This window comes from Pseudomonas sp. R25(2017), from assembly GCF_002112565.1.
Taxonomy (GTDB): domain Bacteria; phylum Pseudomonadota; class Gammaproteobacteria; order Pseudomonadales; family Pseudomonadaceae; genus Aquipseudomonas; species Aquipseudomonas ekonensis.
In genome coordinates, this window is record NZ_NEHZ01000001.1 from 419,215 (window position 1) to 444,624 (window position 25,410).

General features: G+C 65.2%; 29 protein-coding genes. 13 read left to right on the plus strand and 16 right to left on the minus strand.

Going from position 1 to position 25,410, the window contains the following annotated elements:
• Positions 1-126 precede the first annotated feature (126 nt).
• Positions 127-1,041, minus strand: coding sequence for a DUF808 domain-containing protein (locus tag CAG31_RS01810; RefSeq protein WP_085577755.1), 915 nt, complete (start codon positions 1,039-1,041; stop codon positions 127-129).
• Between the two features lie 133 nt (positions 1,042-1,174).
• Between CAG31_RS01810 and CAG31_RS01815 the strand changes: the two genes are divergently transcribed.
• A complete protein-coding gene (locus CAG31_RS01815) occupies positions 1,175-1,780 on the plus strand; it encodes a TetR/AcrR family transcriptional regulator (RefSeq protein ID WP_085577756.1) in 606 nt (201 codons plus the stop codon).
• Between the two features lie 127 nt (positions 1,781-1,907).
• Here the strand turns inward: CAG31_RS01815 and CAG31_RS01820 are convergent, their stop codons facing one another.
• Together CAG31_RS01820 and CAG31_RS01825 are read right to left on the minus strand one after the other, a co-directional pair.
• Positions 1,908-2,366 (minus strand): transposase, encoded by a 459-nt coding sequence (locus CAG31_RS01820; RefSeq protein WP_085577757.1) that lies wholly within the window; start codon positions 2,364-2,366, stop codon positions 1,908-1,910.
• Positions 2,367-2,575: 209 nt separating this feature from the next.
• Positions 2,576-3,016, minus strand: a complete 441-nt coding sequence (locus CAG31_RS01825) for a heme-binding protein (RefSeq protein ID WP_085577758.1) — start codon at positions 3,014-3,016, stop codon at positions 2,576-2,578.
• Positions 3,017-3,284: 268 nt separating this feature from the next.
• On the opposite strand from CAG31_RS01825, the gene gcl reads away from it, so the two are divergent.
• From gcl to CAG31_RS01865, 8 genes are all read left to right on the plus strand, one after another.
• Positions 3,285-5,060, plus strand: a complete 1,776-nt coding sequence (gene gcl, locus CAG31_RS01830; RefSeq protein WP_085577759.1) for a glyoxylate carboligase — start codon at positions 3,285-3,287, stop codon at positions 5,058-5,060.
• Positions 5,061-5,198: 138 nt separating this feature from the next.
• Positions 5,199-5,981 carry a hydroxypyruvate isomerase gene (gene hyi, locus CAG31_RS01835; protein ID WP_085577760.1) on the plus strand — a complete coding sequence of 261 codons (783 nt, stop codon included), beginning with the start codon at positions 5,199-5,201 and terminating at the stop codon, positions 5,979-5,981.
• Between the two features lie 168 nt (positions 5,982-6,149).
• On the plus strand, positions 6,150-7,043 hold the full coding sequence (locus tag CAG31_RS01840; protein WP_085577761.1) for a 2-hydroxy-3-oxopropionate reductase: 894 nt from the start codon (positions 6,150-6,152) through the stop codon (positions 7,041-7,043).
• Positions 7,044-7,191: 148 nt separating this feature from the next.
• A complete protein-coding gene (locus CAG31_RS01845; RefSeq protein WP_085577762.1) occupies positions 7,192-8,472 on the plus strand; it encodes a glycerate kinase in 1,281 nt (426 codons plus the stop codon).
• Entirely contained in the window at positions 8,462-9,877 is a 1,416-nt protein-coding gene (gene pyk / locus CAG31_RS01850) for a pyruvate kinase (protein ID WP_085577763.1), read from the plus strand. The genes CAG31_RS01845 and pyk overlap by 11 nt, the downstream gene beginning before the upstream one ends.
• A gap of 145 nt (positions 9,878-10,022) precedes the next feature.
• Positions 10,023-10,937, plus strand: a complete 915-nt coding sequence (locus CAG31_RS01855) for an urea transporter (protein WP_085577764.1) — start codon at positions 10,023-10,025, stop codon at positions 10,935-10,937.
• 21 nt (positions 10,938-10,958) lie between these two features.
• Entirely contained in the window at positions 10,959-11,783 is an 825-nt protein-coding gene (locus CAG31_RS01860; RefSeq protein ID WP_085577765.1) for an ion transporter, read from the plus strand.
• A 103-nt stretch (positions 11,784-11,886) separates the two neighbouring features.
• Positions 11,887-12,885: a sulfate ABC transporter substrate-binding protein gene (locus CAG31_RS01865; protein WP_085577766.1), complete on the plus strand. Its 999-nt coding sequence runs from the start codon at positions 11,887-11,889 to the stop codon at positions 12,883-12,885.
• Positions 12,886-12,938: 53 nt separating this feature from the next.
• Here the strand turns inward: CAG31_RS01865 and CAG31_RS01870 are convergent, their stop codons facing one another.
• Positions 12,939-13,559 carry a DUF5666 domain-containing protein gene (locus CAG31_RS01870; RefSeq protein ID WP_085577767.1) on the minus strand — a complete coding sequence of 207 codons (621 nt, stop codon included), beginning with the start codon at positions 13,557-13,559 and terminating at the stop codon, positions 12,939-12,941.
• Between the two features lie 241 nt (positions 13,560-13,800).
• Between CAG31_RS01870 and CAG31_RS01875 the strand changes: the two genes are divergently transcribed.
• Entirely contained in the window at positions 13,801-14,988 is a 1,188-nt protein-coding gene (locus CAG31_RS01875) for an MFS transporter (protein WP_085577768.1), read from the plus strand.
• Between the two features lie 120 nt (positions 14,989-15,108).
• On the opposite strand, the gene CAG31_RS01880 is transcribed toward CAG31_RS01875, so the two are convergent.
• Together CAG31_RS01880 and CAG31_RS01885 are read right to left on the minus strand one after the other, a co-directional pair.
• Positions 15,109-15,513: a type II toxin-antitoxin system HicB family antitoxin gene (locus tag CAG31_RS01880; RefSeq protein ID WP_085577769.1), complete on the minus strand. Its 405-nt coding sequence runs from the start codon at positions 15,511-15,513 to the stop codon at positions 15,109-15,111.
• Positions 15,513-15,725 (minus strand): type II toxin-antitoxin system HicA family toxin, encoded by a 213-nt coding sequence (locus CAG31_RS01885; protein ID WP_085577770.1) that lies wholly within the window; start codon positions 15,723-15,725, stop codon positions 15,513-15,515. The genes CAG31_RS01880 and CAG31_RS01885 overlap by 1 nt, the downstream gene beginning before the upstream one ends.
• Positions 15,726-15,900: 175 nt before the next feature.
• Here CAG31_RS01885 and CAG31_RS01890 point away from each other — a divergent pair, with 175 nt between their 5' ends.
• The 3 genes from CAG31_RS01890 (at position 15,901) to CAG31_RS01900 (ending at position 17,912) form a co-directional block, all read left to right on the plus strand.
• Positions 15,901-16,788 (plus strand): LysR family transcriptional regulator, encoded by an 888-nt coding sequence (locus CAG31_RS01890; RefSeq protein WP_085577771.1) that lies wholly within the window; start codon positions 15,901-15,903, stop codon positions 16,786-16,788.
• 84 nt (positions 16,789-16,872) lie between these two features.
• Entirely contained in the window at positions 16,873-17,340 is a 468-nt protein-coding gene (locus tag CAG31_RS01895) for a helix-turn-helix domain-containing protein (protein ID WP_085577772.1), read from the plus strand.
• A complete protein-coding gene (locus tag CAG31_RS01900; protein WP_085577773.1) occupies positions 17,337-17,912 on the plus strand; it encodes a PIN domain-containing protein in 576 nt (191 codons plus the stop codon). Before CAG31_RS01895 ends, CAG31_RS01900 begins: the two co-directional genes overlap by 4 nt.
• A 57-nt stretch (positions 17,913-17,969) precedes the next feature.
• Here the strand turns inward: CAG31_RS01900 and CAG31_RS01905 are convergent, their stop codons facing one another.
• From CAG31_RS01905 to ccmA, 10 genes are all read right to left on the minus strand, one after another.
• On the minus strand, positions 17,970-18,374 hold the full coding sequence (locus CAG31_RS01905; RefSeq protein WP_085577774.1) for a hypothetical protein: 405 nt from the start codon (positions 18,372-18,374) through the stop codon (positions 17,970-17,972).
• 27 nt (positions 18,375-18,401) lie between these two features.
• The gene (gene ccmI, locus CAG31_RS01910; protein ID WP_085577775.1) at positions 18,402-19,604 is read right to left on the minus strand and encodes a c-type cytochrome biogenesis protein CcmI; all 1,203 of its coding nucleotides are present in this window, start codon (positions 19,602-19,604) and stop codon (positions 18,402-18,404) included.
• Positions 19,601-20,071 carry a cytochrome c-type biogenesis protein gene (locus CAG31_RS01915; RefSeq protein ID WP_085577776.1) on the minus strand — a complete coding sequence of 157 codons (471 nt, stop codon included), beginning with the start codon at positions 20,069-20,071 and terminating at the stop codon, positions 19,601-19,603. The genes ccmI and CAG31_RS01915 overlap by 4 nt, the downstream gene beginning before the upstream one ends.
• The gene (locus tag CAG31_RS01920; RefSeq protein WP_085577777.1) at positions 20,068-20,604 is read right to left on the minus strand and encodes a DsbE family thiol:disulfide interchange protein; all 537 of its coding nucleotides are present in this window, start codon (positions 20,602-20,604) and stop codon (positions 20,068-20,070) included. The genes CAG31_RS01915 and CAG31_RS01920 overlap by 4 nt, the downstream gene beginning before the upstream one ends.
• Positions 20,601-22,589 carry a heme lyase CcmF/NrfE family subunit gene (locus tag CAG31_RS01925; RefSeq protein ID WP_085577778.1) on the minus strand — a complete coding sequence of 663 codons (1,989 nt, stop codon included), beginning with the start codon at positions 22,587-22,589 and terminating at the stop codon, positions 20,601-20,603. The genes CAG31_RS01920 and CAG31_RS01925 overlap by 4 nt, the downstream gene beginning before the upstream one ends.
• 3 nt (positions 22,590-22,592) lie before the next feature.
• The gene (gene ccmE / locus CAG31_RS01930) at positions 22,593-23,048 is read right to left on the minus strand and encodes a cytochrome c maturation protein CcmE (protein WP_085577779.1); all 456 of its coding nucleotides are present in this window, start codon (positions 23,046-23,048) and stop codon (positions 22,593-22,595) included.
• The gene (ccmD, locus tag CAG31_RS01935) at positions 23,045-23,221 is read right to left on the minus strand and encodes a heme exporter protein CcmD (RefSeq protein ID WP_008055370.1); all 177 of its coding nucleotides are present in this window, start codon (positions 23,219-23,221) and stop codon (positions 23,045-23,047) included. The genes ccmE and ccmD overlap by 4 nt, the downstream gene beginning before the upstream one ends.
• Positions 23,218-23,973, minus strand: coding sequence for a heme ABC transporter permease (locus tag CAG31_RS01940; RefSeq protein ID WP_085577780.1), 756 nt, complete (start codon positions 23,971-23,973; stop codon positions 23,218-23,220). The genes ccmD and CAG31_RS01940 overlap by 4 nt, the downstream gene beginning before the upstream one ends.
• A 76-nt stretch (positions 23,974-24,049) precedes the next feature.
• Positions 24,050-24,718, minus strand: coding sequence for a heme exporter protein CcmB (gene ccmB / locus CAG31_RS01945; protein ID WP_085577887.1), 669 nt, complete (start codon positions 24,716-24,718; stop codon positions 24,050-24,052).
• Positions 24,715-25,350, minus strand: coding sequence for a cytochrome c biogenesis heme-transporting ATPase CcmA (ccmA, locus tag CAG31_RS01950; protein WP_085577781.1), 636 nt, complete (start codon positions 25,348-25,350; stop codon positions 24,715-24,717). The genes ccmB and ccmA overlap by 4 nt, the downstream gene beginning before the upstream one ends.
• Between the last annotated feature and the right edge of the window lie 60 nt (positions 25,351-25,410).

The following is a 25,410-nucleotide window of genomic DNA, read 5'->3' on the forward strand; positions in this document are numbered from 1 at the left end:
TGGCCCTTTTTCATGTCACTCAACCCTGTAGGAGCCAGCCTGCTGGCGATGAGGCCATGTCATTCACCCAGGCCCGGACTGACACACCGCCATCGCCGGCAGACCGGCCCCACAGAGGTCATGCGATCACCCCTTGATCGCCCGCCAGAGCTTGCCCACCACCGAGACCGCCGCCAGCACCACCGCGCCCGCGACGATCCCCGCTGCGCCGTTCAACAGCAGCGGCACCGCGAACCCGGCGCCGCCAGCCGCCGCGCCCACGCTTTCGATCCAGTGATGCACCGCCGGCACGCCGTGGGTCAGGATGCCGCCGCCGACCAGGAACATCGCCGCCGTACCGACCACCGACAAGCCCTTCATCATGTACGGCGCCGCGCGCAGGATGCCGTTGCCGACGGTCTTGGCCATCTGCGCAGGCTTCTGGGTCAGCCACAGGCCCAGGTCGTCGAGCTTGACGATGCCGGCCACCAGGCCGTAAACGCCCACGGTCATGACCACGGCGATGCCCGACATCACGATCACCTGCTGGGTCAGCGAGGCGTCGGCGACGGTGCCGAGGGTGATGGCGATGATTTCCGCCGAAAGGATGAAGTCGGTGCGGATCGCGCCCTTGATCTTTTCCTTCTCGTAGGCCACCAGGTCAGTCGCCGGGTTGGCCACGGCCTCCGTCAACTGCGCGTGCCCGGCTTCGTCCTCGGCCTCGCTGTGCAGGAACTTGTGCGCCAGTTTCTCGAAACCCTCGAAACACAGGTACGCGCCGCCGACCATCAGCAGCGGCGTCACCAGCCACGGCACGAACGCACTGATCGCCAGGGCCGACGGCACCAGGATCAGCTTGTTGACGAACGACCCCTTGGCCACCGCCCACACCACGGGGATTTCCCGCTCGGCCCGCACGCCGGAGACTTGCTGGGCATTGAGAGCCAGATCATCGCCGAGCACCCCGGCGGTCTTCTTGGCGGCCATCTTGCTCATCAGCGCCACATCGTCCAGCACGGTGGCGATGTCATCGATGAGCACCAGCAGACTGCTTCCTGCCATGAATCATGTTTCCTTTTGTGAATAATGCTGCGCAGCATACGCGACCGCAGGCCACACGGGGCATTGTTGAGCGCCGCGCGAGGCCGGTGCTACCATGCGCAACCGCCAGAACAGGCAAGGAACCACCGGGTTTATGAGCACAATCCGCGAGCGCAACAAAGAACTGATCCTGCGTGCCGCCAGTGAGGAATTCGCCGACAAGGGCTTCGCGGCGACCAAAACCAGCGACATCGCCGCCAAGGCGGGACTGCCCAAGCCCAACGTCTACTACTACTTCAAGTCCAAGGAAAACCTCTACCGCGAGGTGCTCGAAAGCATCATCGTGCCGATCCTCCAGGCCTCGACCCCGTTCAACCCGGACGGCGTGCCCAGCGAAGTGCTCAGCGGCTACATCCGCTCCAAGATCCGCATCTCCCGCGACCTGCCCTTCGCCTCCAAGGTGTTCGCCAGCGAAATCATGCACGGCGCCCCACACCTGAGCGCCGACCTGGTCGAGCAGCTCAACGGCCAGGCCAAGCACAACATCGACTGCATCCAGACCTGGATCGACCGCGGCCAGATCGCCCCGGTCGACCCCAACCACCTGATGTTCAGCATCTGGGCCGCGACCCAGACCTACGCCGACTTCGACTGGCAGATCTCCGCCGTGACCGGCAAGGACAAGCTGGACGAAGCCGACTATGAAGCGGCGGCGCAGACGATCATCCGGCTGGTGCTCAAGGGGTGCGAGCCGGACTGACAGGTCGCGGCGACCGATTTGCTGGCAAAGCAGCTCCCACAGTTTTCTGTGTTGAACGCAAGGTTTGTGAACGACACAAAACCTGTGGGAGCTGGCTTGCCAGCGATAGAGGCAACCCGGTCTCAGCTCAAACCCAAACGGCATCCCACAGCGGATAGTCGCCAAGCTTCTCCACCAACCTTGCCCGCAATGGGTTGGCGACGACATACCGCGCCACCTTCACCAAATCTTCCTCCCGCCTCAGCGCCCGGTCGTGAAAGCCCTGCTGCCAAAGTGATCCGTTTCTACCGCTGGAAAGATTCACCTCCCGGGTTGCCAATGACTTGGTTTCCCGCATCAGCCTTCTGAGCGAACAGTTTTCCAGCGCCACCAGCCAATGAAAGTGATCTGGCATGACGACCCAAGCCAGAGAGCTCGCAATCCCGATCGTTTGTGCCCGGCGAAACTGCTGAACCACCAATCTGCCCAAGGCGAAATCGGCAAAAACCGGCTCGCGGTCAAGTGTGTTGGCGGTCAGCAGGTAGATGCGGTTGGGCTCGGCATAGCGGCCCGTTCGCAGACGATGTGAAGCTGGAAGATCCGGCAATCCGTTGCCCCTTTATGATGGCTTCCTCGGAAGGCTAGATCTTGGCGACCCGACTTGCAGGCCCGTCTTTTGTCTGGATGTGTCAATGAGGCCGCCATCGCTGGCAAGCCAGCTCCCACAGTTTTCTGTGTTGGACGCAAGGTTTGTGAACGACACAAAACCTGTGGGAGTTGGCTTGCCGACGATGACTTTCGATCAGACGCCGCCGATCAAGCCACCACCCCCGCATCCGCCCGCAGGTCCAGCGCCTCGACCGCCTTGATCGCCACCTGCTCGTCCACATCCGACAGATCGCCGCTGATGCCGATCGCACCCAGCACGTTCCCCGCCTGATCGCGGATCAGCACGCCGCCCGGCGCGGGTACCACGCTGCCCTGGCCCATGCTGTTGAGCGCGGCGATGAACGCCGGGCGCTGCTGGGCGTCGAGCGCCAGCAGGCGCGACCCCTTGCCCAGGGCGATGGCGCCCCAGGCCTTGCCGATGGCGATGTCCGGGCGCAGCAGGCTTGCGCCGTCCTCACGCTGCAGGGTGACCAGATGGCCGCCGGCGTCGAGCACCGCGACCGTCAGCGGCGCGGCGGAGATCGCCCGCCCTGCGCCGATGGCTTCGTTGACCAGGTTGACTGCGGTTTTCAAGGTTAAAGCGCTCATGGTGCCGTCCTCATTTTGTTATTGGGAAAGCCGTTGGGCTGCGCGCTTGTGCCGCAGTCCGATGCCACAAATAGAACACAATGAATAATTTATTTGTATACAATAATTCTCGAAAATCGCCACATGCGACGAAAAGCCACAGCAGAATCGGCTTCCGACGAATGAAACGGGTGCTTGAGAAAATGGATTGACCTGTATCGCTCGCCGTGAATACACTCTGCGCAAAGCCACTTGTATACAATTACAAAACGTAAAGAGGCACAAAACCATGAGCAAAATGAGAGCAATCGAAGCCGCCGTTCTGGTGATGCGCCGCGAAGGGGTCGATACCGCTTTTGGCATTCCGGGCGCGGCGATCAACCCGCTGTATTCCGCCCTGCAAAAAGTCGGCGGCATCGATCACGTCCTCGCCCGCCACGTCGAGGGCGCCTCGCACATGGCCGAGGGCTACACCCGCACCAAGGCCGGCAACATCGGCGTGTGCATCGGCACCTCCGGCCCCGCCGGCACCGACATGGTCACCGGCCTCTACAGCGCCTCCGCCGACTCGATCCCGATCCTCTGCATCACCGGGCAAGCGCCACGCGCCCGCCTGCACAAGGAAGATTTCCAGGCCGTCGACATCACCAGCATCGTCAAGCCGGTGACCAAGTGGGCGACCACGGTCCTGGAGCCGGGCCAGGTGCCTTACGCGTTCCAGAAGGCCTTCTACGAAATGCGCTCCGGCCGTCCGGGCCCGGTGCTGATCGACCTGCCGTTCGACGTGCAGATGGCCGAAATCGAATTCGACATCGACGCCTACCAGCCGCTGCCGCTGCTCAAGCCGAGCGCCACCCGCGTGCAGGCCGAGAAGGCCCTGGCCCTGCTCGACCAGGCCGAGCGTCCGTTGCTGGTGGCCGGCGGCGGCATCATCAACGCCGACGCCAGCGAACTGCTGGTGGAATTCGCCGAGCTGACCGGCATTCCGGTGATCCCGACCCTGATGGGCTGGGGCACCATCCCGGACGACCACCCGCTGATGGTGGGCATGGTCGGCCTGCAGACCTCGCACCGCTACGGCAACGCGACGATGCTCAAGTCCGACGCCGTGCTGGGCATCGGCAACCGCTGGGCCAACCGCCACACCGGTTCGGTGGACGTCTACACCGAAGGCCGCAAGTTCATCCACGTCGACATCGAACCGACCCAGATCGGCCGCGTGTTCACCCCGGACCTGGGCATCGTCTCCGACGCCGCCAGCGCGCTGACCGTGTTCATCGAAGTCGCCCGCGAGTGGCAAGCCGCCGGCAAGCTGAAGAACCGCAGCGCCTGGCTGCAAGATTGCCAGCAGCGCAAGGCCAGCCTGCAGCGCAAGACCCACTTCGACAACGTGCCGGTCAAGCCGCAGCGCGTGTACGAAGAAATGAACCAGGTGTTCGGCAAAGACACCTGCTACGTCAGCACAATCGGCCTGTCGCAGATCGCCGGCGCGCAGTTCCTGCACGTCTACAAGCCGCGTCACTGGATCAACTGCGGCCAGGCCGGCCCGTTGGGCTGGACCATCCCGGCGGCGCTGGGCGTGGTGAAGGCCGATCCGAACCGCAAAGTCGTGGCCCTGTCGGGGGACTATGACTTCCAGTTCATGATCGAGGAGCTGGCGGTCGGCGCTCAGTTCAAACTGCCTTACATCCACGTCGTGGTGAACAACTCGTACCTGGGGCTGATCCGTCAGGCCCAGCGCGGGTTCGATATGGACTATTGCGTGCAGCTGTCCTTCGATAACCTGAACGCGCCGGAGCTCAACGGTTACGGCGTCGACCACGTCGCGGTCGCCGAAGGCCTCGGCTGCAAGGCCCTGCGCGTGTTCGAACCGGCCGGCATCGCCCCGGCCCTGCGCCAGGCCGAACAGTTGATCGAAGAGTTCAAGGTGCCGGTGATCGTCGAGATCATCCTGGAGCGTGTGACCAACATCTCCATGGGCACCGAGATCAACGCCGTCAACGAATTCGAAGACCTGGCGCTGGTCGGCAACGACGCACCGACGGCGATCTCGCTGCTCGATTAACGGCTGACCGCTTTCCCGGTAGGAGCGAGCCTGCTCGCGATGAGGCCGGCACATCCGACAGGGATGTTGTCCGGGCCATCGCTGTCGCCAGCAGGCTGGCTCCCACAGGGGACCTGCACATACTTAAGGGAGACCACCATGCCGCGTTTCGCAGCCAACCTGTCCATGCTGTTCACCGAACAGGATTTCCTCGCCCGTTTCGACGCCGCCGCCAAGGCCGGCTTCAGCGGTGTCGAATACCTGTTCCCCTATGATTTCAGCTCGGCCGAGATCAAGGCCAAGCTCGACGCCAACGGTCTGACCCAAGTGCTGTTCAACCTGCCGGCCGGCGACTGGGCCAAGGGCGAGCGCGGCATCGCGTGCCTGCCGGACCGGGTCGAAGAGTTCCGCGCCGGGGTCGACCTGGCCATCGCCTACGCCCAGGTGCTGGGCAACACCCAGGTCAACTGCCTGGCCGGCATCCGCCCGCAGAGCGTGGACGACGCCACCGTGGAAAAGACCTTCGTCGCCAACCTCAAGTACGCGGCCGACAAGCTGCAGGCGGCGGGCATCAAGCTGGTGATGGAGGCGATCAACACCCGCGACATCCCCGGCTTCTACCTGAACAACACCGCGCAGGCCCTGTCGGTCCGCGAGCAGGTCGGCAGCGCGAACCTGTTCCTGCAGTACGACATCTACCACATGCAGATCATGGAAGGTGACCTGGCCCGCACCCTGCAATCGCACCTGGACGAGATCAACCATGTTCAGCTGGCGGACAACCCCGGCCGTCACGAGCCAGGCACCGGCGAGATCAACTACCGCTTCCTGTTCGAACACCTGGACCGCATCGGCTACCAGGGCTGGGTCGGTTGCGAGTACAAGCCGCTGACCACCACGGAAGCGGGCCTGGGCTGGCTCAAGACCCACAACGCTATTTGAGCGAACCCCACAAAACCCTGTGGGAGCGGGCTTGCCCGCGATGGCGGCAGCACACACGACAAACAGGTTGCCTGATCCACCGCCATCGCTGGCAAGCCAGCTCCCACACTGAATCGGCTGCGTCCCTAAGGCTGCCTTGCAGCATCAGAACAACAAGAGGATTTTCTCATGGCTAAAATCGGATTCATCGGCACCGGCATCATGGGCCACCCAATGGCGGCGAACCTGCAGAAAGCCGGTCACAGCCTGTTCCTGTCGGCGCACCACGACGCCGCCCCCGCCGACCTGGTGGCCGCCGGCGCCGTCGCCCTGGCCAACCCGAAGGAAGTGGCCCAGGAAGCCGAATTCATCATCGTCATGGTGCCGGACACCCCGCAGGTCGAAGACGTTCTCTTCCGCGCCGACGGCGTCGCGGCCGGCATCGGCAAAGGCAAGGTGGTCATCGACATGAGCTCGATCTCGCCGACCGCCACCAAGGCCTTCGCCGCCAAGGTCAACGAGAAAGGCGCGCAGTACCTCGACGCACCGGTGTCCGGCGGTGAGGTCGGCGCCAAGGCCGCGACCCTGAGCATCATGGTCGGCGGCGAGGCCGATGCGTTCGAGCGCGCGCTGCCGCTGTTCCAGGCCATGGGCAAGAACATCACCTTGGTCGGCGGCAACGGCGACGGCCAGACCGCCAAGGTCGCCAACCAGATCATCGTGGCCCTGAACATCCAGGCCGTGGCCGAAGCCTTGCTGTTCGCCTCCAAGAACGGCGCCGACCCGGCCAAGGTGCGCGAAGCGCTGATGGGCGGCTTCGCCTCCTCCAAGATCCTCGAAGTCCACGGCGAGCGCATGATCAAGGGCACCTTCGACCCGGGCTTCCGCATCAGCCTGCACCAGAAGGACCTGAACCTGGCCCTGCAAGGCGCCAAGGAGCTGTCGATCAACCTGCCGAACACCGCCAACGCCCAGCAAGTGTTCAGCACCTGCGCGGCCATCGGCGGCAGCAACTGGGACCACTCGGCGCTGATCAAGGGCCTGGAGCACATGGCCAACTTCTCGATCCGCGACAAGCAGTGATCCCTGCCTGAACCGGTGGGAGCCAGCCTGCTGGCGATGGAGTCGGCGCGGTGTGTCTGACCGACCGCTGCGCCTGAATCGCCGGCAAGCCAGCTCCCACAGGGATGCGCGTCGCTCTGTCCAATAACAAGAATTCCGGGAGCCCGTCATGTCGGTCGATCCGCAACAACTGCTGCGCGAGCTGTTTGCCACAGCCATCGACGCGGCCCATCCGCAACACGTACTCGAAGCGCACCTGCCCGCCGACCGCACCGGCCGCGTGATCGTCATCGGCGCCGGCAAGGCTGCGGCCGCCATGGCCCAGGTGGTCGAGCGCTGCTGGCAGGGCGAGGTCTCGGGCCTGGTGGTGACCCGCTACGGCCACGGCGCCCCGTGCGAAAAAATCGAGGTGGTCGAAGCCGCGCACCCGGTGCCGGACGCCGCCGGCCTGGCCGTGGCCCAGCGCGTGCTGGCCCTGGTCAGCGACCTGACCGAGGCCGACCGGGTGATCTTCCTGCTGTCCGGCGGCGGCTCCGCGCTGCTCGCCCTGCCCGCCGAAGGCATTACCCTGGCCGACAAGCAGTCGATCAACAAGGCCTTGCTCAAGTCCGGCGCCACCATCGGCGAGATGAACTGCGTGCGCAAGCACCTCTCGGCGATCAAGGGCGGCCGCCTCGGCAAGGCTTGCTGGCCGGCCACCGTCTACACCTATGCGATTTCCGACGTGCCCGGCGACCTCGCCACCGTGATCGCCTCCGGCCCCACCGTGGCCGACCCGAGCACGTCCGCCGAAGCCCTGGCCATCCTCAAGCGCTACGGCATCGAAGTGCCGGCCTCGGTGCGCACCTGGCTGCAGAGCCCCGAGTCGGAAACGGTCAAACCCGGCGACCCGAGCCTGGCCCGCAGCCATTTCCGACTGATCGCCCGCCCGCAGCAGTCGCTGGAAGCGGCGGCGGTGAAATGCCGGCAGGCCGGCTTCAGCCCGCTGATCCTCGGCGACCTGGAAGGCGAATCCCGCGAGGTGGCGAAAGTCCACGCCGGCATCGCCCGCCAGATCATCCAGCACGGCCAGCCGCTGGCGGCGCCTTGCGTGATCCTCTCCGGCGGCGAGACCACCGTCACCGTGCGCGGCAACGGCCGCGGCGGGCGCAACGCCGAGTTCCTGCTGAGCCTGACCGACAGCCTCAAGGGCCAGCCCGGCGTCTACGCGCTGGCCGGCGACACCGACGGCATCGACGGTTCGGAAGACAACGCCGGCGCCCTCATGACCCCGGACAGCTACGCCCGCGCCGCGGCCCTGGGCCTGAGCGCCAGCGACGAGCTGGACGACAACAATGGCTACGGCTACTTCGAGGCGCTCGATGCGCTGATCGTCACCGAACCGACCCGCACCAACGTCAACGACTTCCGCGCCATCCTGATCCTCGAGAGCCCTAAACATGACGCCTGACAAAAAAGTCAAAATCCTCGCCACCCTGGGCCCTGCCGTCGACGGCATCGACGACATCCGCGAATTGGTGGAGGCCGGCGTCAACATCTTCCGCCTCAACTTCAGCCACGGCGACCACGCCGACCACGCCAAGCGCTACCAGTGGATCCGCGAGGTCGAGCGCCAGCTCAACTACCCGCTGGGCATCCTGATGGATCTGCAAGGCCCGAAGCTGCGGGTCGGCAAGTTCGCCGAGGGCAAGGTGCAGCTGCACCGCGGCCAGGCGTTCCGGTTGGACCTGGACGCCACCCCGGGCGACCAGCGCCGGGTCAACCTGCCCCATCCGGAAATCATCGCCGCGCTGGAAGCGGGCATGGATCTGCTGCTCGATGACGGCAAGCTGCGCCTGCGCGTGGTGACCAAGTACTCCGACGCCATCGACACCACCGTGCTCAACGGCGGCGAGCTGTCGGACCGCAAAGGGGTGAACGTGCCGCAGGCAGTGCTCGACCTCAGCCCGCTGACGGCCAAGGACCGCCGCGACCTGAGCTTCGGCCTGGAACTGGGCGTGGACTGGGTGGCGCTGTCGTTCGTGCAGCGCCCCGAAGACATCCGCGAAGCCCGGGCGCTGATCGGCGACAAGGCGTTCCTGATGGCGAAGATCGAAAAACCCTCGGCGGTGCAGCAACTGCGGGAAATCGCCGAGCTGAGCGACGCGATCATGGTGGCCCGCGGCGACCTGGGCGTGGAAGTGCCGGCCGAGAGCGTGCCGCAGATCCAGAAGAACATCATCGGCACCTGCCGCCAGCTCGGCAAACCGGTGGTGGTGGCCACGCAGATGCTCGAATCGATGCGTTTCTCGCCGGCGCCGACCCGCGCCGAAGTCACCGACGTGGCCAACGCCGTGGCCGAAGGCGCCGATGCGGTGATGCTGTCGGCGGAGACCGCCTCCGGCGAATACCCGCTCGAAGCCGTGCAGATGATGAGCAAGATCATCCGCCAGGTGGAGAACGGTCCGGACTACCAGACCCAGCTCGACGTCAGCCGGCCGAAGGCCGAGGCCACCGTGTCCGACGCGATCAGTTGCGCCATCCGCCGCATCAGCAACGTGCTGCCGGTGGCGGTGCTGGTCAACTACAGCGAATCCGGCGCCTCCAGCCTGCGTGCGGCACGGGAACGGCCGAAGGCGCCGATCCTCAACCTGACGCCGAACCTGCAGACCGCCCGGCGCCTGAGCGTCGCGTGGGGCATCCATTCGGTGGTCAACGACCGGCTGCGCCAGGTCGACGAGGTCTGCTCCACCGCCCTGGAGATCGCCCAGGCTCAAGGCATGGCCGAACGGGGCGATACGCTGCTGATCACCGCCGGTGTGCCGTTTGGCCAACCGGGATCGACTAACTCGTTGCGGATCGAGACGTTGATCTAGCGACTGCACCGGCCTCTTCGCGGGCAGGCCCGCTCCCCCATCGGTTTTGTGTCGCCCACAGAACCGACAATGAACAGAGATTCAGTGTGGGAGCCAGCCTGCCGGCGACAAGGACGACCCGGTTTCACTGACTTTCAGAACTGCCATGCCTGCCAACCATTTCAACACCCACTGCCCCGACTGGGCCGAGGCCTTGCTCAACGGCTTCAGCCAGATCTTCCTCCAGCGCCATCCGCTCTGCGGGTTGCTGTGCCTCCTGGCGATCCTGCTGACCGCGCCGGTGCTGTTCGCCGGCGCCCTGCTCGGCGCCGTCGCCGGCCTGCTCACCGCCCAGCGCCGCAACTACGCCAAGGCGGATCGCCAGGCCGGCCTGTTCAGCTACAACGGCGTGCTCATCGGCCTGCTGCTGAGCCTGTACTTTCCCTGGTCGCCGATGTTGCCGCCGCTGATCCTGGCGGCCGGCGGACTGAGCGCGATGATCACCCAGCAGTGGCTCAAGCGCGTGAGCCTCAAGCAATGCCTGCCCGCCTACACCGCACCGTTCGTGATGCTGGGCTGGATCGCCTTGACCTTCGCCGAACCTGCGACGCCTGCGCCCGCCCCCGAAACGAACGCCGTCAACCTGATCGGCGCGGCGCTCAACGGCTTCGGCCAGGTGATGTTCCTCGACCATCCGCTGGCCGGCGCCTTGATCGCCGCCGGCCTGTTGCTCGCCGACCGCCGTGCGTTCGGTTGGGCCCTGCTGGCGTCGGCCATCGGCCTGGGCGCCAGCCTGCTGCAGCACGACAGCCAGACCGCCCTGCTCGGCCTGGGCGGCTACAACGCCGTGCTGGCCGCCCTCGCCTTCAGCGCCCAGCGCCGGCAACCGTGGCTGCCGCTGGCGGGCATCGGCCTGGCCTTGCTGACGCCGCCGCTGTTCGGCGCGCTGGGGCTGGCGCCGCTCACGGCGCCGTTCATCCTCGCCTGCTGGCTACTGCGCACCGGCACCCGCCTGACCGGTGCGACCGAAGCGAACGCCGCGCCTTGCGCTCACGGGGAGAATCAACCTAGGCTGCGCTGATCTTTTCCCCGAGCGCATTGAATGAACAGCAACGCCACGTGGCGCGACCGCCTCTACGTGATCATTTTCCAGACCGACACGGTGGCCGGCCGCCGTTTCGACAAGACCCTGCTCCTGATCATTTTCGCCAGCCTGGTGGTGGTGATCCTGGACAGCATCGACGACGTCCACCAGAACTACGCCAGCTTGCTTGCGTACATCGAGTGGGGCTTCACGGTCATCTTCCTGGGCGAGTACCTGCTGCGCCTGTACTGCTCGCCCAGGCCCTTGCGCTACGCCTTCAGCTTCTACGGGCTGGTGGACCTGCTGGCGATAGTGCCCGGCATCCTCGCGCTGTACTACGCCGATGCGCAGTACCTGCTGATCATCCGGGTGATCCGGATGCTGCGCATTTTCCGCGTGCTCAAGCTGGGCAACTACCTGAGTCAGGCGCATTACTTGCTCGACGCCCTGCGCGGCAGCAAGCAGAAGATCCTGGTGTTCCTGCTCACGGTCTGCACCCTGGTCACCGTGTTCGGCACCCTGATGTATGTGGTCGAAGGCCCCGAGCGCGGCTTCACCAGCATTCCCAAGAGCATCTATTGGGCTATCGTGACCCTGACCACCGTGGGTTACGGCGACATCGTGCCCAAGACCCCGTTGGGCCAGGTGATCTCGTCGATGGTGATGATCACCGGTTACTCGATCATCGCCGTGCCCACCGGGATCTTCACGGCGGAACTGGCCACCGCCATGCGCGGCGGGCAAAAGCGTCACGCCTGCCCGGTCTGCGCCAAGGACAACCATGAACAGGAAGCGTCGTTCTGTTCCCGCTGCGGCAATGCGTTGTACAAGAAAATGGAATAAGCAAAGAGCTTTTTAATCTTTAAGCGACTATGCGCAGGCCGCTATAGTCGCTGGCAAATGGCCCGCCCCCGGCCGGAACACACCCCAGAACAAGGAATGCGCAGTGAAAAAACTCTTTGGCGCCTCACTTCTCGCCGCCGCCCTCGCCTTCACTGGCGCCGCCCAGGCCGCACCGACCCTGCTGAACGTTTCCTACGACGTGATGCGCGATTTCTACAAGGACTACAACACCGCGTTCCAGAAGCACTGGCAGGCCGAGCACAACGAAAACATCACCGTGCAGATGTCGTTCGGCGGTTCGAGCAAACAGGCGCGCTCGGTCATCGACGGCCTTCCGGCCGACGTCATCACCATGAACATGGCCACCGACATCAACGCCCTGGCGGACAACGGCAAACTGGTGCCGAACGACTGGGTCGCGCGCCTGCCGAACAACAGCGCGCCGTTCACCTCCGCCACGGTGTTCATCGTGCGCAAAGGCAACCCGAAGGCCTTGAAAGACTGGCCGGACCTGCTCAAGGACGGCGTGCAGGTGATCGTGCCCAACCCGAAGACCTCGGGCAACGGTCGCTACACCTACCTCTCGGCCTGGGGTTATGTGCTCAAGAACGGCGGCGACGAGAACAAGGCCAAGGACTTCGTCGGCAAGCTGTTCAAGCAGGCCCCCGTGCTGGACACCGGCGGCCGCGCCGCCACCACCACGTTCATGACCAACCAGATCGGCGACGTGCTGGTGACCTTCGAGAACGAGGCGGAAATGATCGCCCGCGAGTTCGGCCGCGACCAGTTCGAGGTCATCTACCCGAGCGTCTCCGCCGAAGCCGAGCCGCCGGTGTCGGTGGTCGACAAGGTGGTCGAGAAGAAAGGCTCCCGCGCCGCCGCCGAGGCTTACCTCAAGTACCTGTGGTCGCCGGAAGGCCAAGAGATCGCCGCCGCCAACTACCTGCGTCCGCGTGATCCGGCGGTGCTGGCCAAGTACACCGACCGCTTCCCGAAAGTCGACTTCCTGTCGGTGGAGAAGACCTTCGGCGACTGGCGCACCGTGCAGAAAACCCACTTCAACGACGGCGGGATCTTCGATCAGATCTACACCAACAAATAAGCCCCCGACGGCAATGAAAAAGGCGACCAAACGGTCGCCTTTTTCATTGGAGATCACATCGGCGGGGTCACGCCGTCCTTGCCCGCCGAGATCGACTGCGCCGTCAGCGTGCCGTCGGCGCTCTGGGTCACGAAGGTGACGATCTTCACCCCGACCTTGAGCAGGCTGCGGTCGCCCGGCAGCAGGTTGACGATGGGCACGTCCTCCGGCACCAGGATCTTCTGCTGGCCGCCCTTGTAGTTGACGGTCAGCACCCGGCCGTTGCTCACCACCAGGTCGCCGACGCTGCCGTTGGTCATGCTGCTGCCCTTGGCCAGGTCGAACGGCCGGTGGCCGTCGCCGCTGCCGGCCAACTCCGGCGGAAACACATGCACCTCCAGCGCCTTGAGCGTGCCGTCTTCCTGGGGAATGGCCGCCGAGCCGATGTAGCTGCCGGGCTTGATGTCCTCGATGTTGGCCAGGGTCACGGCGCGGATCCGGGTGTCCTTGGTCAACTGGATCACCACGTTCTCGCCGCTGTTGACGTGCACCCTCAGCGTGTCGGGGCTGACGGCGGCGATCTCGCCGCGCACACCCATGCGCATGCCCGGCGCCTCGCCGGCCTGCGCGCCGCCGGCACCGAACAGGCCGATCAAGGCCAGGGCTGCGCCGCAGCGAATCCACTGTCGAAACATCGCGATCCTCCCTTCATGAACTCGAAAACCCACCGACAACATAAGCATGCTATCGAACAAGATGTAAGTGAATGTATCATCAGCCCTCAACGGTCGGACGCAAGGTTCGCCGATGGACGACATCCCCAGGGACGCCACCTATTCCGCAACGGAATAACTGATATCGATCCAGGCCCGCTACCGCCGGCCCGCCGCGTCCCTTAGCCTCACCGCATTCCCATTTGCCGGACCTGAGAACCCCATGACCGCCACAACTCACGCAATGACCCGAGGCATGGTGCTGCTGTTCGCTTTCTGCTGCGGCGCCATCGTTGCCAACATCTACTACGCCCAGCCGATCATCGGCCTGATCGCACCGGACATCGGCCTGACCGACACCCTGGCCAGCTTCATCGTCTCGCTGACCCAGATCGGTTACGCGCTGGGCCTGTTCTTCCTGGTGCCGCTGGGCGACCTGTTGGAGAACCGCCGCTTGATGATCGCCACCACCGTGGTGGCCATCGCCAGTCTGCTCGGCGCGGCGTTCACCGAGCAGCCCAACGTGTTTTTGCTGGTTTCGCTGCTGGTGGGCTTCAGCTCGGTGTCGGTGCAGATCCTCATCCCGCTGGCCGCGCACCTGACGCCGGAGGAATCCCGTGGCCGGGTCGTCGGCGGAATCATGGGCGGCCTGCTGCTGGGCATCCTGCTGGCGCGTCCCGTGTCGAGCGTGGTGGCCGACCACTTCGGCTGGCGCGCGATGTTCATGATCGCCGCGGCGCTGATGGCGGCGATCAGCGTCGTCCTCGCCCTCACCGTGCCCAAGCGCCAGCCGGATCACAGCGCCTCCTACGGCCAGTTGATCGGCTCGCTGTGGACGCTGCTGCGCCAGCAACCGGTGCTGCGCCAGCGTGCGTTCTACCAAGGCTGCATGTTCGCCGCCTTCAGCCTGTTCTGGACCGCCGTGCCGCTGGAGCTTGCGCGCAATCATGGCCTGTCCCAGAGCCAGATCGCGATCTTCGCCCTGGTCGGGGCCATCGGCGCCGTCGCCGCCCCCATCAGCGGCCGCCTGGCCGACGCCGGCCACACCCGCATCGCCTCGCTGCTGGCCATGCTGTTCGCCGCCTTGAGCTTCCTGCCGGCCTTCATCCACCCGGCCTACAGCGTGATCGGCCTGGCGGTCACCGGCGTGGTGCTCGACTTCTGCGTGCAGATGAACATGGTGCTCGGCCAGCGCGCGGTGTACACCCTGGACGCCAAAAGCCGCGGCCGCCTCAACGCGCTGTACATGACCAGCATCTTCATCGGCGGCGCCTTCGGCTCGTCGGTGGCCAGCACGGTGTACGAGCATGGCGGCTGGCTGTGGATCGTGATCGTGGGCAGCGCGTTTCCGCTGCTGGCGCTGGTGCGGTTCCTGAGTGTGGCGAAGAGGCCGGCGTTGGCGACGGCGTAAGCGCCAGGCGCTTCGCGAGGAAGCCGTATCGCGGCTCCCACCCAGAATTTGCGCAACGAACGAATCCTGGGCGAGAGCCAGCCTGCTGACGATGGCTAGAGTCAGGGCACAGCCGGGCAGTCAATAGCGAACCAGCTTCTCCATGGCCGCATCCGCCAGAAACGAAGAACGGCTCTTGATGTTGTGCTCGCGCACATACCGGTCGATTCGCTGGATCACATAACCGGGCAGCGTCACGTTGACCTTTTCGGTCTTGCCCATGTAAGGCGAAACATCCAGTTCCAGCATGCCCCAGCCCATTCCCGCGAACTCCGGGTTGCTGCGGTGGGCGGCCGCCGAGGTCGGCATGGGAACAGACTCTCCGCCCGTCGCCATTTCCTGCAGCATGAGATGCGCAACCTCAACAGCCGCCTTGTAGGCATCCTCGAACGTGTCCCCGGCCGTGACCGCACCCGGGATATCCGGGATCTGAATGCCGATGGCCGTGTTTTCGTCGCCCCATTCGATGCAGATCGGGTATTGCATTACGGATCTCCTGTTTGACCGGCTGACGGGTTCAACAGCCCCGCACGCCGCCTGATGCTCTTGACCGTCCCAAGCGGCAAATCCTTCTTCGGATGCGGGACGGGAATCGAGTACGGACTGTAGCGATGAGTAAAAATGTGATGACTGCCGGTGACACGATCCAATACCCACCCTGCGTCCTCCAGCTCCTTGATCAATAGCCTGCTCTGCACCCACCGCCTCCTTGGCTCGGCCCATAAAAAATAACTCCAGAGTTATGTTTACTCAAGCACAGGATTGGCCGCCACGACGCTCGGTTGTTTTGCAACATGTGATCAAGCGGCCACGCCGGATTACACTCGGCACCTTCTGCCGACCTATCAATACCGATCCTGCAGGGAAAATCGGATGGACCGTCTCGCCGCTATGGAAACCTTCGTCTGCGTCGTGGAAACCGGGTCGTTTTCCGCGGCGGCCAGGCGCCTGGACATCGGCCAGCCCGCCGTGTCGAAAACCATCGCCCAGCTTGAGGCGCGGCTTGCCGTGCGCCTGCTGCTGCGCTCGACCCGGGGCCTGACGCCCACCGAGGCCGGATTGGCGTATTTCGAGCGGGCCAAGCGCACCCTGGAAGAGGCCGACGAAGCCGACAACGCCGCCCGGGGCAGCGCCAGCGGCCTGAGCGGCAACCTGCGGGTCAGCGCCGCCGTGACGTTCGGCCGGATGAACGTGGTGCCGCGCCTGGGGATGTTTCTCGACCAGCACCCGCAGTTGAGCGTCGACCTGATGCTGGACGACCGCAACATCAACCTCATGGAAGAAGGCATCGACGTCGCCCTGCGCATGGGCAACCTCGTCGACTCCGGCCTGACGGCACGCAGGATCGCCTCCTGCCGCCGGGTCGTGCTGGGAACCCCGACCTACTTTGCCCGACACGGCATCCCCACTTGCCCCGCCGATCTGTCGCAGCACCAGGCCACCGTGTACAACCGCAGCGGCGGCGCGACCTGGACGTTTTCAAAGGGCAGCGAAGAGCAGACCGCCACCCTGAGCGGACGCCTGCGGGTCAGCGCCGCCGAAGGCTTGCGCGCGGCCGTCCTCGCCGATCAGGGCTTGAGCGTCGCCTCCTGGTGGATGTTCGAGCCGGAACTGGCCAGCGGCGCGGTGGTGGAGGTCCTGCAGGACTGGACGCTGCCGCCCCAGGATCTCTGGGCGGTCTTCCCGACAGGCCGAATGGCCAGCGCCAAGGCGCGGGCATTCGTTGACCATGTGCAGAAAACGCTGACGGCGGAGGGCTGAAACCTTCACGTTTCGTTTATTGCGATTTTCGATTAATTCGAATAACGTTCCGGCATCCATCTCCCAGAATGCTGGAACAGTACTATGTCCACGATCGTTCATCCCTCCATCAATCTCCCCGCCGAACGCGAAGTCCGGGCTGCCATGGAGGGCCAGCGTGCCCTGTCGGCTTACCTGGCCACCCGGCACGAAACCCAGCACATCCAGATCTTCGATGAGCGCAACGAAGCGCACCGGGTCGAACTGCCCACCTCGGCATTGCGCTTGCTGGCCGACATTCTCGCGGCACTGGCCGAAGGCAACGCCGTGAAGGTCGTGCCCGTGCACGCCGAACTGACCACGCAGGAAGCCGCCGATCTGCTCAACGTCTCACGCCCGCACCTCATAAAGCTGCTGGAAAGCGGTGAGTTGTCCTACCACAAAACCGGCAAGCACCGACGTGTGCGCTTTGCCGATCTGATGGACTATAAGACCCGGCGCGAAACCGCCAGCGAGCAGGCAATGGCGCTTCTCGCGGAGCAGGCACAGGCGTTAAGGACAGGATACGAGTGAGGCACTCCTCTTTCACCGCTGTATACGATGCATGTGTTTTGTACCCGGCCCCCTTGAGGGACTTCCTGATGTGGCTCGCCCTCTCCGGGCTTTTTCGGGCGAAATGGACCAAGGAGATTCACCGCGAATGGAAACGCAACCTGCTGAAGAACCGCACCGACCTGAGCATGGAACAACTGGATCGCACATCGGAACTGATGGATCGTGCGGTTCCCGACGCCTGTGTCGACGGCTACGAGGATCTCGTCACCGGACTGTCGCTGCCCGACCGGGATGACCGTCATGTGCTGGCGGCCGCCATACGCTGCGGCGCCGGCGTGATCGTGACGTTCAACCTCAAGGACTTTCCTGAAACGCACCTCGCCGGCTTCGGCATCGAGGCGCAACACCCGGATGAATTCGTCGAGAACCTGTTCCATCTGGATTCGTCAGCCGTCGTCAGAGCCGCCCAACGTCAGCGCCAGCAACTGAAGACACCGCCGATGGAGGTCGAACCGTTTCTGAGTCTGCTGCAACGGCAAGGCCTGGCCCGATCGGTAGGGGCACTCAACGGGTTTCGGGCGTTGCTCTGAAAGCGCGCGCACAACGCCAGACAGCAAAACGGCGATCCAAGGATCGCCGTTTTTCGTTCATTGCCCGTACTGTTTGCCCAGCCCCGCCGGCACGCCGTGGATGTTGGTCTCTTCCCACGGGCCGTTGGGGCTGATCGAGCGGCTCCAGCCGTTGTTCCAGCGGTAGTAGGTACGCTGGCGGTAGAAGGTGTCGGGCTGGTCGTCGAGGACATACACGCCCAGCTTCTGATCCCAGTGGCTGTTGCCGCCCGGCGGCGGGGCGAAGCTGGCGGAGGTGCGCGGCACCGGTTTCGAAGGCTTCGCGGGAAGGCCCGGCTTGGCCGGTGTCGCCGGCGTCGACGGTTTCGGGCCCGGTTGCGACGGCGGGATCGGCGGCAGCCGGGTCGGTTCAGGTTGCTGCACCGCACAGGCGCTGAGCCCTATGGCCAACGTGATGATGGTGATTCGGGCGAGGGCGTTCATGGCGGTGCGTTCCTGAGGTTGTCCGGCCTATTTGTCCGGGCTGTCGATGGTCAGTGTCTGCGGCGCGGTGGTGCTGCTCGCCAATGGCTGGCTGCGGCCGACCCACTCTCCCGCCGTCGGTTGACCGGCACGGGAAACGCGCGCAACCAGTTGGACTTCAGGGAAGTTCGACAGTTTCAACTGCGGCATCATCGCGTCGGCATCGCCCAGCTCGACGGTCACCGGCAGGTCCGCGACGGTCAGGCGCTTGGCCGCCAACGGCGCCGGAGGGCCCGAAGTGGCGCGGGCGAAGATGAACACGCTGTCGCCCGGCTGCACCTTGCCCTTGAGCTCGCTGGCCAGGGCCACGCTGACCTTGAGCCGCGCAGCCGCCTTCGGCGCCGGTGCCTGGGCGACCTTGCCGCCGCTGGCCACCAGTTTCTCGGTGGCGCGGTCGATGCCGCCCTGCAGGGCTTCGCGGGACTTGTCTTGGGGCGGCAGTTGCGCCAGCAGACGGTTCCAGTAATCGATGGCTTCCTGGTAGCGCTCGCCTTCGAAGGCAGCGATGCCCAGCAGGCCGAGGCTGGTGACTTCCTTCGGATCGGCCTTCAGCGCCTCGTCGGTCAGGGCCTTGACCTTGTCCGACCATTTCTTGCCGTCGGCGAAATACTGCGCCTGGGCCCATTGGCCCAGTAGCTCCGGCTGACGCCCGGCCAGGTTGACGGTGCGCTCGAACATCTTCGCCGCGTCCGCCGGCCGGTCCTGGGCCATGTAGGTGCGGCCGAGGAAGTACAGGCCTTCGGCCGAGTCCGGTTGCGCCGCCACCGTGCGCTCAAGGCGCCGGGTCATCTCTTCCATCGACTGCGGCGCCTGGGCGAACTCCCGGGTCAGCTCGACCTTGTCGCTGGCGCCGAAATGCAGGTACAGCCCCAGGCCCAGCACCGGCACCAGTACGGCCGCCAGTAGCGGCAACGGCTTGCCCAGACGGGAAACCCGCGCCGGCGCCACGCCTTCGGTGTCGGCCAGCAGCTCACGGGCCGCCTCGGCGCGGCCGCTGTCCATCTGCGCGGCGTCGAGCACGCCTTCGGCCTGCTGCGCCTGCAGCTCGGCCACGCGTTCCTGGTACAGCGCGACGTTCAGGGCGGTGCGGTCTTCCTCGCGCTGGGCACGGCGGCCGCGCAGCACGGGAATCAGCAGAAAACTCAGGGCGACCAGAAGCAACAGCCCTGCGGCGAGCCAGAAATCAATCATTCTTGGTTTTTATCCAACAGTTGGTCGAGGCGCTGGCGCTCTTCGGCGGACAGCGAGGACGGCGTCTCGGCGCGTTGCCCGCGACGGCGGCGCACGATCACGGCGATCACCGCCAGGCCGCCGAGCAGCAGCCCGGCAGGGCCGAACCACAGCAACGCGGTCTTGGCGTTGAGCGCCGGCTTGTAGCGGACGAAATCACCGTAGCGGTCGACCATGAAGTCGATGATCTGCTGATTGTCCTTGCCCTCGCCAAGCATGCGGAAGATCTCCTTGCGCAGGTCGGCGGCGATCGGCGCGTTGGAGTCGGCGATGTCCTGGTTCTGGCACTTGGGGCAACGCAGTTCCTTGGTCAGTTCGCGAAAGCGCTCGCGATCCGCGTCCTTGGCGAACTGGTAGGTGTCGATGGCCGCATGGGCCACGCCGGCCAGGCTCAGGCCCAGGACAGCGGCGGCGATCCAGCGCTTCATGGCGTGGCCTCGTCGACCAGCGCCTGGTACTTGGCCGCCAGTTTTTCCCGCCAGACCTGCTCGTCGATCACCCCCACGAACTTGTCGCGGATGATCCCCTTGGCGTCGATGAAGAAGGTTTCGGGGGCACCGTACACACCGAGGTTCAGGCCCAGGGAGCCTTCGTCGTCGCGGATGTCGAGGCGGTACGGATTGTGGAACTCGGCCAGCCATTTCAGGGCGTCGGCGTTGGTGTCCTTGTAGTTGATGCCGTAGATCACCACGCCGCGCTCAGCCAGTTTGTTCAGCACCGGGTGCTCGACCCGGCAGGAAATGCACCACGTGCCCCAGACGTTCACCAGGGCCGGCTTGCCGAGGATGTCGGCGCGGGTCAGGGTCTTGTCGCCCTGCACCGCCGGCAGGGAGAACTCCGGAAACGGCTTGCCGATCATCGCCGACGGCAGTTCCGCAGGATCCAGGTACAGGCCGCGGTAAAGGAAAACGGCCACCAGCAGGAACACCGCCAGGGGCACCAGCATCAACCAACGTCTCATGCAGCGGCTCCTTCCATGCCCAGCGCTTCACGCACCCGGCTTTTGACTTTGACCCGGTAGCGCCGGTCCAGCGCCGCGAGCACGCCGCCCAGACCGGTCAGCAACCCGCCGAACCAGATCCAGCGCACGAACGGCTTGACGTGCACCCGCACCGCCCAGGCGCCGTCGCCCAGCGGCTCGCCCAGGGCGACATAGAGGTCACGGGTGAAACCGGCGTCGATCCCCGCTTCGGTCATCATCGAACTCTGCACGGTGTACAGACGTTTCTCAGGATGCAGCACGCTGACTTCCTTGCCGTCGCGCAGGACGCGGACAGTGCCCTTGTCGGACGTGAAGTTCGGCCCCTCGAAGTGCTTGGCGCCTTCGAAGACGAACCGGTAACCGGCCAGCTCCATCGACTCGCCCGGTTCCAGGCGCAGGTCGCGCTCGGCGCTGTTCTGGCTCGACAGCACCACGCCCAGGGCGCAGACGGCGATGCCCACGTGCGCCAGGTGCATGCCCCAATAGCTGCGGGTCAGGCTCGGCAAGCCCTTGATCAGGCCCTTGTGGCGGGTCTTGTCGACAATGTCGCGCACGCTGGCCAGCAGCACCCAGGCGGCCAGCAGGAACGTGGCCAGCACCGCCCAATTGAAATCGCCGTAGGCCACGCCGGCCACCACCGCCAGGCCGACGCTGCCCAGCAGCACCGGGGCCAGCATGCCCGCCAGCCATTTCACCGGCGTGTCCTTCCAGCGCACGATCACCCCGACCGCCATCACCACCATCAGCAACGCCATCAGCGGGATGAACAGCGCGTTGAAGTACGGCGGCCCGACCGACAGCTTGGCGCCGCTCAACGCATCGAGCACCAACGGATACAGGGTGCCGAGCAGAATCATCGAGGCCGTCACGACCAGGATCAGGTTGTTGCCCAGCAGCAGGGTTTCGCGCGACCACAGGTTGAAGCCGACCTGGCTCTTGACCACTGGCGCCCGCAGCGCGAACAGCGTCAGCGAGCCGCCGACCACGAACAGCAGGAACATCAGGATGAACACGCCGCGCTCCGGATCCGAAGCGAACGCGTGCACCGAGGTCAGCACGCCGGAACGCACGAGGAAGGTGCCGAGCAGGCTCAAGGAGAATGCGGCGATGGCCAGCAGCACCGTCCAGCTCTTGAACACGCCGCGCTTTTCGGTGACGGCCAGCGAGTGGATCAGGGCCGTGCCCACCAGCCACGGCATGAACGAGGCGTTTTCCACCGGATCCCAGAACCACCAGCCGCCCCAGCCGAGCTCGTAGTAGGCCCACCACGAGCCGAGGGTGATGCCGATGCCCAGGAACGCCCAGGCGACGATGGTCCACGGCCGCGACCAGCGCGCCCACGCCGCATCGAGCCGGCCGCCGAGCAGCGCGGCGATGGCGAAGGCGAAGGCCACCGAGAAGCCGACATAGCCCATGTAGAGCATCGGCGGGTGAACGATCAGGCCGATGTCCTGCAGCAGCGGGTTGAGGTCGCGGCCGTCGGCCGGCACCTGCGGCAGGATCCGCGAGAACGGGTTGGAGGTGATGATCAGGAACAGCAGGAAGCCTGTGCTGATCATGCCCATCACCGCCAGCACGCGGGCCAGCATGACCTGCGGCAACTGCCGGGAGAACACCGACACCGCGAAGGTCCAGCCGCCGAGGATCAGCGCCCACAACAGCAGCGAGCCTTCGTGGGCGCCCCACACGGCGCTGAACTTGTAGTACCACGGCAAGGCGCTGTTGGAGTTCATCGCGACGTAGGCCACGGAGAAGTCGTCGGTCATGAACGCGTAGGTCAGGCAGCCGAAGGCGAACACCAGGAAGGCGAACTGCCCCCACGCCGCCGGCTGGGCCAGGCCCATCCACAGGCGGTCGCCGCGCCAGGCGCCGAGCAGCGGCACCACCGCCTGCACCAGCGCCAGGCACAGCGCGAGGATCATGGCCAGGTGGCCGAGTTCGGGTATGAAGATCGCGGACGTCATGGTTCAGCCCTCCTTCGCCGGTGCCGGCACCGACTGGCCGCTGTCTTTCAGGGCCTTGGTCACTTCCGGCGGCATGTACTTCTCGTCGTGCTTGGCCAGCACCTCATCGGCCACCACCACGCCGTCGGCGTTGAGCTTGCCGAGGGCGACGATGCCCTGCCCTTCGCGGAACAGATCCGGCAGGATGCCGCGGTAGGTGATGGTCACGGACTTGTTGAAGTCGGTGACGACGAAGCGGACGTCCAGGGAATCCGGGGAACGTTGCAGCGAGCCCTGCTCGACCATGCCGCCGGCGCGGATGCGCGTGTCGTGCGGCGCTTCGCCGTTGGCGATCTGGGTCGGGGTGTAGAACAGGTTGATGTTCTGCTGCAGGGCGCTCAGGGCCAGGCCGACGGCGGCGCCGACCCCGACCAGGATCGCCAGGATGATGATCAGACGTTTCTTGCGCAGCGGATTCACTTGCCGTTCTCCCGGCGCAGACGACGCGCCTCCTGTTGCAGATACCGCTTGCGGGCCAGGATCGGCGCCGCGACGTTGAGGGCCAGCACCGCCAGGCAGATGCCGTAGGCCGACCAGACATACAGGCCGTGATGGCCCATGGCGAGGAAATCGCCGAATGACGCGAAACTCATCGGGCGGCCTCCAGGCTGTGCTGCACTTCTTCTTTGACCCAACTGGCGCGGGCCTCGCGCTTGAGCACCTCAAGGCGCATGCGCATGAGCAGCACCGCGCCGAAGAAGCAATAGAAGCCCAGTGCCGTCAGCAGCAGCGGCAGCCACATCTCGACCGGCATCGCCGGCTTTTCGGTGAGGGTGAAGGTCGCGCCCTGGTGCAGGGTGTTCCACCACTCCACCGAGTACTTGATGATCGGGATGTTGATCACGCCGACGATGGCCAGCACCGCGCAGGCCTTGGCGGCGCTGTCGCGGTTGCTGATGGCGTTGCCCAGGGCGATCACGCCGAAATAGAGGAACAACAGGATCAGCATGGAGGTCAGGCGCGCGTCCCAGACCCACCACGAACCCCAGGTCGGCTTGCCCCAGATCGCTCCGGTGACCAGCGCCACGGCGGTCATCCAGGCGCCGACGGGCGCGGCGCATTGCAGCGCGACATCGGCCAGCTTCATCTTCCAGACCAGCCCCACCACCCCGCACACCGCCAGCATCACGTAGATCGACTGAGCGAGCATCGCGGTGGGCACGTGGATGTAGATGATGCGAAAGCTGTTGCCTTGCTGATAGTCCGGCGGCGCGAAGGCCAGCCCCCAGACGACGCCGACGGCGATCAGCAGCACCGCCGAAATGCCGAGCCACGGCAGCATTCTGCTGCTGATGCCGTAAAACCACTTGGGCGAGCCGAGCTTGTGAAACCAGGTCCAGTTCATACTGTTTCCATCACGGGTGCCCTTCGCTGTGAAGGGCCTGGGTCTTTGCTGATCAAATATTGATCAGACCTCATCATTATTCGCCGACGCTGATCTTCAGGCCAGCCGCTATTGCAAAGGGTGTCAGGGTGATCGCCAGGGCGGCCAGGCTGCCGAGCCACAGGAGATAACCGGTCGCCGGCATGCCCTGCAGCGCCGCCTGCAAGGCGCCGCTGCCCAGGATCAGCACCGGGATGTACAACGGCAGGATCAGCAGCGCCAGCAGCAGCCCGCCCCGCTTCAACCCCACCGTCAGCGCCGCGCCCACCGCACCGAGCAGGCTCAGCACCGGCGTTCCCAGCAGCAGCGAAAACAGCAGCACCGGCAGACAGGCGGTCGGCAGGCCGAGCATCAATGCCAGCAAGGGAGAGAGCAAAACCAGTGCCAGCCCCGAGAACAGCCAGTGTGCCAGCACCTTGGCCAGTACCAGAAGAGGCAGGGGGTGCGGCGAAAGGACCCACTGTTCCAGGGAGCCGTCCTCGAAATCGCTGCGGAAAAGCCCGTCCAGCGAGAGCAGAACCGACAACAGCGCCGCCACCCAGACTAACCCCGGGGACAGGTTTTGCAACACTTGTGTTTCCGGGCCGACGGCCAGCGGGAACAGCGCGATGACGATGGCGAAGAAAATCAGCGGATTGGCCAGCTCCGCCGGGCGGCGGAACAGCAGGCGGGATTCGCGGGCGACCAGCAGTCCGAACACACTCATGCCGCCCAATTCCCCAGATCGATGTCGCGGTAGCCGGCCGGCGTCCGGCCCAGCGTGTGGTGGGTGGTCAGCACCACCAGGCCGCCGCGCCCGCAGTGCTCGGCCAGGTGCGCTTCGAGCTGCGCCACGCCCGACTTGTCGAGGGCGGTGAAGGGTTCGTCGAGGATCCACAGAGGCGGGCTGTCCAGGTACAGGCGCGCCAGCGCCACGCGACGCTGCTGGCCGGCGGACAGGTTATGGCAGGGAACGTCTTCGAACCCGCGCAATCCGACCGCCGCCAGGGCCTGCCAGATCGCCTCCTTGGGGGCGGGCCGATGCAGGGCGCAGAGCCAGGCCAGGTTCTCTTCCGGCGTGAGCAGGTCCTTGATGCCGGCGGCATGGCCGATCCACAGCAGGTTGCGCGCCAGTTCGCTGCGTTGCTCGGCCAGCGGACGGCCATTGAGCAGCACCTGACCGCCGGTCGGTTGCATCAGGCCGGCGAGCAGGCGCAACAGGCTGGTCTTGCCGCTGCCGTTGGGACCGCTGATCTGCACCATATCGCCACTGGCCAGTCTCAAATCGAGATTTTCGAACAGAAGCCGCAGGTCTCGCTCGCACGCGAGGGCAACGGTTTGCAGGACAGGACTGGTCAAGGGTTCACGGGCCTTATACGGTTCAAGTCGGCTCTGGCGCGGCCGTTAAAGAGTTGCAGC